Below are 11,922 nucleotides of genomic sequence, written 5' to 3' on the forward strand. Positions count from 1 at the left end.
CGGGCGCTCGCGTCCGGCCTGGTGTCCATTCAGACGATCCTCCCAAGCGCAGACAGTGAGCATTCCTTCACATACACCGTCGGAGATGGCGTCACGCCCGTGCTTCGGCTTGACGGCGGTGTGGACTTGGTTGCAGCAGTCGATGGCGTCCCAACCGTCATCGGTGAGATCAGGCCGCCGTGGGCAGTTGACGCGAATGGTGCGGCGGTGTCGACTTCCTATCGCGTCTCAGGTGCCGACGTTACCCAGGCCGTTACCCCGACGGCGAACACGGTTTATCCGGTCGTCGCCGATCCGACGTACGGACACACGTACGGACTGCCGACCATCTACCTCACTCGGGCGGAGACCCGCAAGGCCGGTGGTGATGCTGGGACGATCTATACGATTTGCGCCGCGGCCGGTCTGTGGAACGCGTACGTTGGCTTCATGTGCGCGGCGAACACACAGATCATCAACTCTCGTGCCAAGACCGCGGCGAACCAGAACAAGTGTCTCAAGATCATTGTTGGGCCGGGTGTCGTGACGACCGCGTCATTCACTGCGAATTGCGTCTAGGTTGACAGGCGGTTCCTTTTCTGGCGGGTGGCTGCAGTATTGGCGCTCTTCAGCCTCCCGTTGGCCTCACCGTTAGGGTTGTCGACATGTCCCCTGTGATCATCTTCATCATGTCCGCCTTGCTGGGCTTCGCACTGGGCGGCGGCGTAGCCTTCGCGCGACGGGCCATGGGTCGGATCTGGTCCTCGATCTTCGGTGGTGCCACGGTTGCAGGACTTGTCGCGTGCGTGGCCATGTCCGAGAATGGAAGCGGCGTCGGTCCGGCGGCTTTCGGCCTGGCCTGGCTCGCGGGTCTGCTGACAGCAGCCAAGGCTCTCGACGTCAGGATGCCCGCTCAGCCCGCGCTGGTCTCCGGTGCGAGCGAGTCTCCCATCTGAAGATCTCGATCCGTACCTGCCTGCACCGGACTGCCTTGGCGGCGGGTGCGAGCCATGCCTCCGCGCGCGTCACGGGGCGGAGTGTTCGCTGCTCGCAAGGTCCGATGACGTGTGGACCGCCGCCCTTGTGGGGGCCAGCGCTTCGCTCGAGGCGGGTGACGCGTGCCATGGCGCGCCGGTGTCGGCAAGGACAACACTCAGCCGTCGCGCGATCCGCGCTTGTGCGTCGTCAGCAGCGTGCTGGTAGTGCAGCGACGCCCGAGGCGTGGAGTGGCCGGCGCGCTGCATGAGCTCGGGCAGCGTGGCGCCGGTCAGCGCGACGAGGGTCATCGCGGAGTGGCGCAGGTCGTGCCAGGTGAGGTCATCGCGGCCGATCGCGGTGCGAGCCCGGCCGAACATCGTCGTCCGGCTCCCGCTGCCCAGGGGCCGGCCGGAACTGGTGCCGAAGACCAGCGCGGTGGGCTGCTCGGGCGTGAACCGGGCCATGTGCTCGATGAGCGCCTCGACGGCCGCTGTCGGGAGCGTGACGGTGCGGAGCGCGGCCCGGGACTTGGTGCCGGCGTAGCGCCCACCCCCGGTGCCCGGCCGGGCCAAGGAGCGCTCGACGCGAACCGTGCCGGCCGCGAGATCGACGTTTCGGCGTTGCAGCGCGAACAGCTCGCCCGCCCGCAGCCCGCTGAGCACTGAGACCACCACCGCAGCGCGGTAGCGCTCGGGCATCGCGTCGACCAGCGGCCAGAGCTCCTCCGGGCCGAGGACCCTGCGCTCGGTCCGGTGCCGGGAGTCGCGCTGGCCCGCGCCCTTGACGGCGCACGGATTGGCCGGGATGAGCCCGTCGGAGACCGCCTGGGCCAGGCCGGTGTGCAGCAGGCGGTAGGCCTGAGCGGCCTCGGTGTGCCCGAGGTTGCTGCGGTCCGCCCGGGGATCGGAGACCGCGCCCTCGGTCGCCACGAGCCAGGCTTCGCGCAGATCGCCCGGGATGCGCCCGGTAGACGCGACCGGCCGGCCCTCCGTCGCGGCCCACGCGCGGATCGCGGCGTTCACCTTCCGGGGGCTGGACGCCGCCCGGCGCCACCGCTCGGCCGCGCGCCGGCCCGCCTCGGCCAGCACGGCCGCGTCCCACTCGCGCACATCGGCCGGCGTCAGCGACGCGAGCGTCTGCGCACCGAGCCGCACGGTCCGCGGCCGCGTGCCACCCAAGGGGAGCTCGGCGTCGATCCACCGCTCGAGCAGCGTCGCGTACAGCGAGCGCGTGCTGGGCGCCAGGTCGCCCCGCGTCGCGATCCACCCGCGGAACCACTCCCCGACCGGCTGGTCGCCCAGCCGCGGGTCGTGCCACACGCCGCGGGCCATCCGGGAGACCTCGTGGGCCAGTCCCTTGTCGGCCTCGACCTTCGTGGGGTAGGTCCCAAGGGTCCGCATCGCGCCGTCCGGCCCGGTGTAGCGGGCCTGCCAGCGGCCGGAGGGGAGCTTGCGCACGGCGCCGGAGGCGCGGCGGTGGCGTCGGGTGGTCATGGCCGAGACCTCTTCCTTATGGCACGTTATGGCACGAGCCGACCAGAACAAGGGTCTCAGGGAGGTCCGACAGGGCCGCGATATCGCCCTGACCTGCGGAAATACTGGAGCGGGTGACGGGAATCGAACCCGCGCTATCAGCTTGGGAAGCTGAAGTTCTGCCACTGAACTACACCCGCGCGCGTCCGTCGCCGAACGTGCGGCACCGATCATACCCGGACCGCGGCGGGTGCCGTCGCGACACCGACGGCCACGCGACGAACACGGTTGTCCACAACTTGTCTCCACAGGCATGTGCCCCATTCCCCCGCGTGCGCGGCGCAACCTGTGGACAGGGCTGTGGACGAAAATCGGACAAACACCTCACCCGCCTCGGGCCTTGCGGTCTGCCGTCAGGCTGGGCTACAACGGCAGGCAACGGCGGTGCTGCCGACGTGCGGGGCGGGGTGACCCGGACCCGCACGGGCGGCGGACGTCGGGCTGACCGGAGAACGACGGGCGACCGGACGGGGAGACCCCGACGGCTGCGGATGGCGCCGCAGATGTCCGAACGGTCCGGAAGGCGGATCGTCATCGGGCGAGCCGGAGCGGGAGACCGCGCCCGGCCGCCGGGCGCAGCGCCAGAGCGGAGCGGTCGAGGCCCACGGGCCAGGCTCTCGACGGTCGTGCGGGGCCCCTCGGACGCTTACTCCGGGGGGCCTTCGTGCGTCCCCCGGGCGGGTGCTGCTCAGGCCCCGTCGACCAGGTCGGCGACCTCCGGGTGCTTGCGCAGGTACCCGGCGACGAAGAGGCACTGCGGCACCAGCCGCAGCCCTGCGGCCCGCACGTCGGCCAGCGCCCCGCGCACCAGCGTGGAGCCCAGCCCCTGCCCGTTGAACGCCGGGTCGATGGTCGTGTGCGTGAGCACCATCCGACCGCCGTCGCGCCGGAACGCGATGTGGCCCGCCTCCCGCCCCTCGACGGTGAGGACGTACCGCGCGCCGACGTCGTCCCGCGTGACCTGCGGCGTCGACGGGGCCGCGCCCTGCTCGCTGTCCATGACCTCGACGATACGACCCTGCCCCGACGGGCGGACGCGATCCGCGCGGGCCGGTTCGCGCTCCGCGTCCCGCGGCCGCACGATGGTCGGGTCCGTCGACCGGGAGGAACGATGACCAACCTCGAGGCCGTGCCGAGCGAGGTGGTCTGCGCGGGGGAGACGACCGCCGCGCAGGTCCTCGCCCCGCGCGACGTGCCCCTCGGCGGGCTGCGTGCGATGACCGTGCGCCGCACGCTCCCGCAGCGCGACCGCTCCCTCATCGGTGCGTGGTGCTTCGCCGACCACTACGGGCCGGACGACGTCGCGGTGACCGGCGGGATGGCCGTGGCGCCCCACCCCCACACCGGCCTGCAGACGGTGAGCTGGCTGTTCAGCGGCGAGATCGAGCACCGCGACAGCCTGGGCAGCCACGCGGTGGTGCGACCGGGCGAGCTCAACCTCATGACCGCGGGCCGGGGGATCGCGCACTCCGAGGTCTCGACGCCGGCCACGACCGTGCTGCACGGCGTCCAGCTGTGGACGGCGCTGCCGGCAGCGGCCGTGGACGCGCCGCCGGCCTTCGAGCACCACATCCCCCCGGTGGTCGAGCTGCCCGCGCCCGGTGATGGCGTCGCGCGCGACGGCGGGGCCGGCGCGGCGACGCCCGCTCGGCTGCGCGTCTTCCTCGGCAGCCTTGCCGGGTCCACGTCGCCCGTCCGCACGTTCAGCCCTCTGCTCGGCGCGGAGCTCGTGCTGCCGCCGGACGGGCAGGTCGAGCTCGAGCTCGACCCGGCCTTCGAGCACGGCTACCTCGTGGACCAGGGACCGGTCGCGGTGGACGGCACCACGGTGGCGCCCGGCGAGCTGGCCTACCTGCCGCCCGGCGGCACCCGCGTGCACCTCGCCGCGCCCGAGGGCGGACCGGCGCGCCTCCTCGTGCTCGGCGGCGCGCCGCTCGGCGAGCAGGTGGTCATGTGGTGGAACTTCCTCGGCCGCTCGCACGACGACGTCGTCGCAGCGCGCGCGGCGTGGCAGGCGGAGGTCACCGGGAGCCTCGGCAGGCACGCCGCGGCGCGCTTCGGCCCGGTGCCGGGGGACGTCGTCGACCCGTTGCCCGCCCCCGAGCTGCCGCGGGTGAAACTGCTGCCCCGGGGCTGAGGCCACCCGTTCGGTCGCTCAATCTCGGCCCAGGAGTGCCGATGAGCCCGTGTGACCACCGCAGCGGACCTGGACGTCGTCTCCTCGCGCCTGGACCAGCTGCTCGCCACCGGCGGACTGCGCTCGGTCCTGCAGCCCGTGGTCGACCTCGACACGGGGTCCGTCGTCGCCCACGAGGCGCTGCTGCGCGGCCCGCGCGACTCGGGCTGGGAGACGCCGGATGCCGTGCTCGCGGCCGCGCGCTCCGCCGGCCGCGTCGAGGAGCTCGACCTCGTGTCGCTGCGCTCCGGGATCGAGCACCTGCGCGACCGCAGCCCCGGCGGGCCGTCGACCCTCTTCCTCAACCTCGAGCCGGTGACCCTCACGCACCACCTCGAGCGGCTGCTCGCGGTGCTCGACGAGCGCCCCCACGGCCTGCAGGTGGTGGTCGAGCTCACCGAGCGCGCGCTCACCGCCGACCCGGCCGCCGTCGTCGCCGGAGCGGAGCAGCTGCGCGAGGCCGGCTGCGCCATCGCGCTCGACGACATCGGCGCGAGCCCCGACTCCCTCGCCTTCATCCCCGTGCTGCGCCCCGAGGTCGTCAAGCTGGACATGCGTCTGCTGCGCACCTCGCACGACCTCGACACCATCACCGTCGCGAACTCCGTGCGCACCTACGCCGAGTCGTCTGGCGCCGAGGTGGTCGCCGAGGGCGTCGAGACCGAGGAGGACCGCACGCGGGCCCTGGTCCTCGGTGCGACGCTCGGCCAGGGCTGGTACTTCGGCAGGCCCGACCCCGAGCCCCGCGCGACCGGCCCCGCGATCCACCGCTTCCGTCCCGGCCCGTTGGGGCACGCGCTGCGCGGCACCCCGTTCGAGCGCCTCGGCCCGGTGGCCCGGTTCCAGACGGCCCCCAAGCACCTGCTGCTGCCCGTGACGCGCACGCTCGAGCTCACGGCGATGCAGTCGCGCGTGCCACCGATCCTGCTCAGCTGCTTCCAGCGGCACGCCCAGCTCACCCCGAGGACCGTCGCGGCGTACGCCGAGCTCGGCGCACGGCTGCCCTTCGTGGCCGCGTTCGGTACGGACATGCCCGCCGTGCCCGCCCCGGGGGTGCGCGGTGTCCACCTGGACCCGACCGACCCGTTGGTGCACGAGTGGACCGTCGTCGTGCTCGGTGCGCACGAGTCCGTCGCGCTCGTGGCCCGTGACCTGGGCGACCTCGACGTGCCCGACGCCGAGCGCCGGTTCGAGTTCACCGTCACCCACGACCCGGTCAACGTCGCCGCCGTCGCGCACACGCTCATCGGGCGCATGACGCGGGACTGACCTCGTCGTGGGCGGGCGCCCGCCCCGCTCCCCCTGCCCACGGGCTACCGTGTCCCCGTGCTGCTCTCCGACCGCGACATCCGCACCGAGCTCGACTCCGGCCGCATCCTGCTGGAGCCCTACGAGCCGGCGATGATCCAGCCGTCCAGCATCGACGTGCGGCTGGACCGCTTCTTCCGGCTGTTCGACAACCACAAGTACCCGGTGATCGACCCGGCGACCGACCAGCCGGACCTCACGCGTCTCGTCGAGGTCGAGGGTGACGAGGCGTTCGTGCTGCACCCTGGCGAGTTCGTCCTGGGTTCCACCTACGAGTCCGTGACGCTGCCAGACGACGTCGCTGCGCGGCTCGAGGGCAAGTCGTCGCTCGGTCGGCTGGGACTGCTGACGCACTCGACCGCCGGGTTCATCGACCCCGGGTTCACCGGCCACGTGACGCTGGAGCTGTCTAACGTTGCGACGCTGCCGATCATGCTCTGGCCCGGGATGAAGATCGGCCAGATGTGCTTCTTCCGGCTCTCCTCGCCGTCGGAGCACCCGTACGGCTCGGGCGCGGCGGGTTCGCGCTACCAGGGCCAGCGCGGCCCGACGGCGTCCCGATCGTTCCAGAACTTCCACCGCACGCAGGTCTGAGCCCGGAGCCGAGGGCGCGCCGGCGACGGCAGCGCTAGGGTCCAGACATGATCCGGATGCTCGTCAGTGCCCTGCTGTTCTTCGCCTCGGCGGCCGTCGGCCTGCTCGCCGCGAACGCCATCCTGGACGACGTGACCATCACCACAGCGGTCGCGTTCTTCACGGTCGTGCTGATCTTCGCGATCGTCCAGGCCGTGCTCGCCCCGTTCGTCTTCAAGGTCACGCGGCGCAACGCCCCCGCGCTGGTCGGCGGGGTCGGCCTCTTCACGACCTTCGCCGCCCTGCTGCTCACCACCCTCGTCAACGACGGACTGGTGATCGACGGCGTCGTCACCTGGTTCTGGGCCACCCTCGTGGTCTGGCTCGTGACGATGCTCGCCTCGTTGCTGCTGCCGCTCGTCGTGCTGAAGAAGGCCGTGACGAACCGGCGCGAGGAGTAGCTCCTCGCACCGGTCTGCGCCATCCGGGGGCCGGTCAGCCGAGGATCTTGGCCTTCTCCGCCGCGAACTCCTCCGCGGTGAGGATCCCGTCGGCGTGCAGCTGGCCGAGCTCGCGGAGCAGGGCCATCCGGTCGACCGGGGCCGCCGCGGCCGGTGCGGGAGCTGGCGCTGCTGCGGGCTCGGGTGCGACGGCGGCCGGCTGGGCCGCGGGTGCGGCGGCCTGCTGCTGCGCTGCCATCCGCTTCTGCGTGTTCGCGCTGGCGCGGGTGGCCGTCGAGCTGATCACCGCCGTGCGCGCCATCGTGCCCAGCAGGCCGGGTCGTCCGCGTCGAACCATGGTCGTCTCCTCCATCGGGGTGGGGCACCGGTCGGTGCCGCCGGGGATCAGGCTTCGTCGAGTGCCGAGATCGCGTCGAGGACGACGTGCCGGGGGATCCGGTGGAGCGCCGTGAGCGTCCCGTTGGACTCCCGCACCGCGGTGGCGAGCCGGGACGCCCAGGTGTTCTCCCAGACGACGACCAGCTCGGAGGTGCCGGGCGCGAGCTCGGCGGCGGCCTCGGCGAGGTCCTCGTCGCTGAGCAGGTCGAACTGGTCTGCACCCGCGGGGGTCATCTGCTGGGCGATCCCGACGTCCTCGACCTCGAGCACGGTGGTGGTGCCGTCCAGCGCCTTGCTGACGAACGCCACGTCGATGATCCGCACGATGCCGCTCGACTGCAGCTCGACGAGCGCCGGGGCGACCTCCCCGGTGAAGGTGTTGCCCTCGAACACGATGAGTGCGACGTCGACCGGGCCGAGCAGGTCGGGGTCAAGACCAACAGGCATTGCGGACCTCCAGGGCCGGGCGCGGTGCGGGGTGCTCCGTCCGGCCCAGCATGGCAGGCGCGGCACCCCCTCCGCATCGTGTTGGGGCGGCGGGTTGCCGTGCCCGGCGAGGGCACCGCGTAGCACGACGGCAACATGGCCGACCTAGGCTCGCCTCATGCCCGTTCCTCCGCTGGACCTGCGCGACGCCGTCGGGCGACACCTCCTGGTGCTGCCCGGAGACGTCGGGCCGGAGGAGGTCGAGGTGCTCGCCGTGAGCCGCTTCCCGCGGGCGACGTGGGAGCAGGCGCCCGGCTCGGTCCGCCCGGGTGGCCACGGTCGTCGCGGGGCCGTGCCGGCCGGGGTGCTGCGGCTGTCGCGGCACAGCACGCTCGTCGGGCCGTTCCTGGTGGACCACGCCACGACCGTCGACCTCGGGGTCCCGCCGGCCGCGGGGCAGGTCTACGTGCTGCACGCCCCGGTCGAGCGCGGCGAGGCGCCGTGGGCCGGCGCGGGGGATCGCGACGGGCTGGCCCGGGCCTTCGCCGCGGGGATGCCCGTGCGCGACGAGGAGCGCGTGGTGACCTGGCTGGTCGCCGTCGCCCGGCGGCTGGGGGGCGCGGTGCGCGTCGCCGGTCAGGGCGAGGACGCCGCGGCGACGCTGCTGGTGCCCGATCCGTCCGCCGCGGTCGACCTCACGGTGTGGACGGACATCTGGCTCGAGCCCGAGGCAGGGCTCGCCGTCATGCGCCAGGCCGTGCCACGCGCCCAGCTCGACCTGCCCGGGGCCACCTGGTCCGGGCCGCCGCGGGGCACCGGGATCGAGTCGGCACCCGGGGCCGAGGACATGGACGCGCGTGAGCGGGTGGCGCTGCACGCGGCCGCGGACGAGGCCGACATCGCCGCCCTGACGGCGGCCGCGACGCGGGATGTCTACGGCGCGATCGTCGACCTCGAGCTCGACGGGATGATCGCGCTGACCGTCGCGGGCGAGACGGACCTCCCGCCGGTCATCGCCGGGGTGCCGTGGGCCTCGCGCGGCGCGGTGGCGTACCGCGTGACCTGGGAGCCGTTCGAGCTGCGCGAGGGCCAGCTGGAGCGACCGTCGCTGGCCCATCGGGTCGCGCGCGGCCGAGCGACGCCGCTGGTCATCGCGGTGACCCGGGCCGTGCACGCCGCCGTCGGTGGAGAGATCACCGACCTCATGGGCTTCGTCGTGGACCCCGCCGACCTCTGAGGTCCGGGTGGTTCCCGGGTGCTTCCCCTCCCCCTCCCCGAGTGCGGAGGGTTCGGGTCGCGACACGCGGGCGTGTCGGATCGGAACGCTCCGCACCGGACGGGAACGCTCCGCACCGAGACGGGAACGCTCCGCATCGGATCGGAACGCTCCGCATCGGATCGGAACGCTCCGAACGGGACGGGAACGCTCCGCACCGGGTTGGAACGCTCCGCACGGGACGCCAACGCTCCGCACGGGTGGCCACGCCGGGGTGGTGGAGCGAGGTAGGGCAGGACGGACTCAGTCGCCGGTGCGGACGGCGTCGAGGAGTAGCTGGGCCACGTCGACGACGGCGACCGGGCCCGAGGCGCCAGCCCCCGCCGATCCGCCCGCACCACCCGACCCGCCCGCACCCGACCCGCCCGCTCCCGACCCGCCCGCACCCGACCCGCTCGCTCCGGCCGACCATGACCCGGCCGGCTGGGCCGCGACGCCGTCGGTGAGCATGACCGTGCAGAACGGGCACGCCGTCGCGATGGTCCCGGCCCCCGTGGCCACGGCCTCGGCCGCGCGGGCGGTGCCGATCCGGGTCCCCGTCGTCTCCTCCATCCACACCCGCGCGCCGCCGCCGCCGCAGCAGAACGAGCGCTCGCCGGTGCGCGGCATCTCCACGAGCTGGACCCCCGGCAGCGCCGCGATGAGGTCGCGCGGCGGGGTGTAGATCTGGTTGTGCCGGCCGAGGAAGCACGGGTCGTGGTACGTCACGACGTCCGACGGCGACGCGTCGCCGCCCGCACCGGCACCGCCTGCACCGGCACCGCCCGCACCCACCCCGCGCGGGACGGGCGTCAGCCGCCCCTCGCGGACCAGCGCGTCGAGCAGCTCGGTGTGGTGCACCACGTCGAACCGGCCGCCCACCTGCGGGTACTCGCGCGCGATGGTGTTGAAGCAGTGCGCGCACGTCACGACGATCTTCTGCGGCCGTGCGGCCGTGAGCGCCTCGACGTTGGCCTGCGCGAGCATCTGGAAGAGGAACTCGTTGCCGGCCCGCCGTGCCGGGTCCCCGGTGCAGGACTCGCCGGTGCCCAGCACGGCAAAGCTCACGTCGGCCATGTGCAGCAGCTCGGCGACGGCGCGGGACGTCTTCTTCGCGCGGTCCTCGTACGCGCCGGCGCAGCCCACCCAGAAGAGGTAGTCCACCCCGGAGGCGTCCTCGAGGTCCGCCCCGACCACCGGCACGGCGAACGGCAGGTCCTTGGCCCAGGCCAGCCGCTGCCGCGCGGGCAGCCCCCACGGGTTGCCCTGCTTCTCGATCTTGGTGAACATCGAGCCGAGCTCGGCCGGGAACGCCGACTCCATGAGCACCTGGTTGCGGCGCAGGTCGACGATGTGGTCGACGTGCTCGATGTCCACCGGGCACTGCTGCACGCAGGCCCCGCACATCGTGCAGTCCCACAGCGCCGCCGGGTCGACGACGTCGCCCACGAGCGTCAGCACGTCCACCCCGGCGTGCGAGCCCGCGTCGGCGTCCCCGCCGAGACCCGGCACCGGCACGTGCCCCGTGGTCGCGGTGTGCCCGGCCGGCTCGGTGGACCCGTTGGCCGCCACCCGCAGGTAGGGCGCCGACGCGTAGGCGTGGTCCCGCAGCGCCATGACGACGAGCTTGGGGGACAGCGGCTTGCCGGTGTTCCACGCGGGGCACTGCTCCTGGCAGCGACCGCACTCGGTGCACGTGGAGAAGTCCAGCAGGCCCTTCCACGTGAAGTCCTCGATGCGCCCGACGCCGAGCCGCGCGCCGTCGGGCAGCGCGTCGACCTGCTCGAAGTCGACGACGGCGCCGCCACCGGGACCGCCGGCACGCACCGGGGGCACGGGCCCGAGGGCGGGGCGCCCGTCCACCTCGCGCCGCGCCCACACGTTGACCACGGCGAGGAACCGGTGCCAGGACACGCCCATCGCGGGCCGCATGCCGACGATGACCATCCAGCTCATCGAGGCGAGGATCTTCACCAGGGCGACGACGACGATCGCGGTCTCGATCCGCTCCGTCGGCCAGCCGGTGAACGCCTGGCCGAACCACGCGGTGAGCGGGTAGTGGCCGGGGACGAAGGGCACGAGCCCGTTGCCCGCCTCGAGGGTCGCCTCGGCCGTCGAGCCGTCGAGGGCCCACCCACCGTGCTCCAGCGCGAACTCGAGCCCGCGCAGCAGCAGCACCGCGACGACCACCACGAGCACGACGGCCTCGACGAGGTACGCCTGACCCATGTTGGAGCCGAAGAACCGGGACGAGCGACCCCGGCGCGGGTGGGTGACCTGGCGCAGCACGATGAGCGCGACGATCCCGACGAGCGACAGCCACGCGATGGCCTCGGTGAGGATCTCCAGCGGCGCCCAGCGCCCCACGAGGGGCAGCGTGAACCGCGGGTCGACGAGCTGGCCGTACGCGCTGGCGAGCGTGAGGAACAGGACCGGGAAGCTGACCATGACCGCCCAGTGGGCGACCTTGACCATGGGCCGGTGCTGGAAGCGGCCGTGACCCAGCAGGGCCTTGAGCATCAGCCAGGTGCGGCGCCAGGGCTGCGCGCGGCGCTCGGGCGCAGGACCGCCGACGGCGACCGTCCGCCAGATGGCGGAGACGCCCAGCGAGAACACCCCGACGCCGACGAGCGTCGCGGCGATGGCCAGGGCGAGGGCGAAGGTCGAGAGCTGCACCGTCTCACGCTAGCCGGTCGTGCCGGCGCCCCGAGCGTGGAGCATCCGGCACGGGACCCGTTCCGGATCCTCCACGGCGGCGCCCGTCCGACGGCGGCCCCGGCGTACCCGCCGGTAGACTGGCGCGCGACGTCCACCGGACCGCTCGCCGACCCCCGCCCGCGACAGGACGGAGCCGAC

11 protein-coding genes, 1 tRNA gene and 1 pseudogene are annotated in these 11,922 nt (G+C 73.3%); 7 read left to right on the forward strand and 6 right to left on the reverse strand.

Annotated features, from left to right (window positions below; all coding sequences use genetic code 11):
• Positions 1-558 (forward strand): annotated as a pseudogene (locus PKY62_RS03520) (hypothetical protein); the annotation flags it as partial.
• Between the two features lie 86 nt (positions 559-644).
• On the forward strand, positions 645-935 hold the full coding sequence (locus PKY62_RS03525) for a hypothetical protein (protein ID WP_324534907.1): 291 nt from the start codon (positions 645-647) through the stop codon (positions 933-935).
• Positions 936-1,004: 69 nt separating this feature from the next.
• On the opposite strand, the gene PKY62_RS03530 is transcribed toward PKY62_RS03525, so the two are convergent.
• The 3 genes from PKY62_RS03530 to PKY62_RS03540 all read right to left on the reverse strand — a co-directional run bounded on the left by PKY62_RS03530 (position 1,005) and on the right by PKY62_RS03540 (position 3,489).
• The gene (locus PKY62_RS03530) at positions 1,005-2,450 is read right to left on the reverse strand and encodes a site-specific integrase (protein WP_324534908.1); all 1,446 of its coding nucleotides are present in this window, start codon (positions 2,448-2,450) and stop codon (positions 1,005-1,007) included.
• A gap of 105 nt (positions 2,451-2,555) precedes the next feature.
• Positions 2,556-2,629: transfer RNA gene (locus PKY62_RS03535), tRNA-Gly, on the reverse strand.
• Positions 2,630-3,177: 548 nt separating this feature from the next.
• Entirely contained in the window at positions 3,178-3,489 is a 312-nt protein-coding gene (locus PKY62_RS03540; RefSeq protein ID WP_324534910.1) for a GNAT family N-acetyltransferase, read from the reverse strand.
• A 111-nt stretch (positions 3,490-3,600) separates the two neighbouring features.
• Between PKY62_RS03540 and PKY62_RS03545 the strand changes: the two genes are divergently transcribed.
• The 4 genes from PKY62_RS03545 to PKY62_RS03560 are packed head-to-tail and all read left to right on the forward strand — an operon-like array spanning position 3,601 to position 7,007.
• Entirely contained in the window at positions 3,601-4,626 is a 1,026-nt protein-coding gene (locus PKY62_RS03545; protein ID WP_324534912.1) for a pirin family protein, read from the forward strand.
• Positions 4,627-4,677: 51 nt separating this feature from the next.
• The gene (locus PKY62_RS03550; RefSeq protein ID WP_324534914.1) at positions 4,678-5,934 is read left to right on the forward strand and encodes a sensor domain-containing phosphodiesterase; all 1,257 of its coding nucleotides are present in this window, start codon (positions 4,678-4,680) and stop codon (positions 5,932-5,934) included.
• 57 nt (positions 5,935-5,991) lie between these two features.
• Entirely contained in the window at positions 5,992-6,567 is a 576-nt protein-coding gene (gene dcd, locus PKY62_RS03555; RefSeq protein ID WP_324534916.1) for a dCTP deaminase, read from the forward strand.
• A gap of 47 nt (positions 6,568-6,614) precedes the next feature.
• On the forward strand, positions 6,615-7,007 hold the full coding sequence (locus tag PKY62_RS03560) for a hypothetical protein (RefSeq protein WP_324534918.1): 393 nt from the start codon (positions 6,615-6,617) through the stop codon (positions 7,005-7,007).
• Between the two features lie 34 nt (positions 7,008-7,041).
• Here PKY62_RS03560 and PKY62_RS03565 read toward each other — a convergent pair whose 3' ends face one another.
• Positions 7,042-7,344: an SHOCT domain-containing protein gene (locus PKY62_RS03565; RefSeq protein ID WP_324534920.1), complete on the reverse strand. Its 303-nt coding sequence runs from the start codon at positions 7,342-7,344 to the stop codon at positions 7,042-7,044.
• A gap of 47 nt (positions 7,345-7,391) precedes the next feature.
• Entirely contained in the window at positions 7,392-7,832 is a 441-nt protein-coding gene (locus PKY62_RS03570; RefSeq protein ID WP_324534922.1) for a DUF6325 family protein, read from the reverse strand.
• A 157-nt stretch (positions 7,833-7,989) separates the two neighbouring features.
• On the opposite strand from PKY62_RS03570, the gene PKY62_RS03575 reads away from it, so the two are divergent.
• A complete protein-coding gene (locus tag PKY62_RS03575) occupies positions 7,990-9,048 on the forward strand; it encodes a hypothetical protein (RefSeq protein ID WP_324534924.1) in 1,059 nt (352 codons plus the stop codon).
• Between the two features lie 282 nt (positions 9,049-9,330).
• On the opposite strand, the gene PKY62_RS03580 is transcribed toward PKY62_RS03575, so the two are convergent.
• Positions 9,331-11,742 (reverse strand): (Fe-S)-binding protein, encoded by a 2,412-nt coding sequence (locus PKY62_RS03580; RefSeq protein WP_324534926.1) that lies wholly within the window; start codon positions 11,740-11,742, stop codon positions 9,331-9,333.
• Positions 11,743-11,922: the final 180 nt, after the last annotated feature.

The sequence above is a fragment of the Actinotalea sp. genome, from assembly GCF_035443605.1.
Taxonomy (GTDB): Bacteria; Actinomycetota; Actinomycetes; order Actinomycetales; family Cellulomonadaceae; genus Actinotalea.

Excerpts from the sequence above, each read along its gene's own strand:
- PKY62_RS03525 (WP_324534907.1), top strand. The coding sequence starts at position 645 with ATGTCCCCTGTGATCATCTTCATCATGTCCGCCTTGCTGGGCTTCGCA.
- PKY62_RS03530 (WP_324534908.1), bottom strand. The coding sequence starts at position 2,450 with ATGACCACCCGACGCCACCGCCGCGCCTCCGGCGCCGTGCGCAAGCTC.
- PKY62_RS03565 (WP_324534920.1), bottom strand. The coding sequence starts at position 7,344 with ATGGTTCGACGCGGACGACCCGGCCTGCTGGGCACGATGGCGCGCACG.
- PKY62_RS03575 (WP_324534924.1), top strand. The coding sequence starts at position 7,990 with ATGCCCGTTCCTCCGCTGGACCTGCGCGACGCCGTCGGGCGACACCTC.
- PKY62_RS03545 (WP_324534912.1), top strand. The coding sequence starts at position 3,601 with ATGACCAACCTCGAGGCCGTGCCGAGCGAGGTGGTCTGCGCGGGGGAG.
- PKY62_RS03570 (WP_324534922.1), bottom strand. The coding sequence starts at position 7,832 with ATGCCTGTTGGTCTTGACCCCGACCTGCTCGGCCCGGTCGACGTCGCA.
- PKY62_RS03540 (WP_324534910.1), bottom strand. The coding sequence starts at position 3,489 with ATGGACAGCGAGCAGGGCGCGGCCCCGTCGACGCCGCAGGTCACGCGG.
- PKY62_RS03560 (WP_324534918.1), top strand. The coding sequence starts at position 6,615 with ATGATCCGGATGCTCGTCAGTGCCCTGCTGTTCTTCGCCTCGGCGGCC.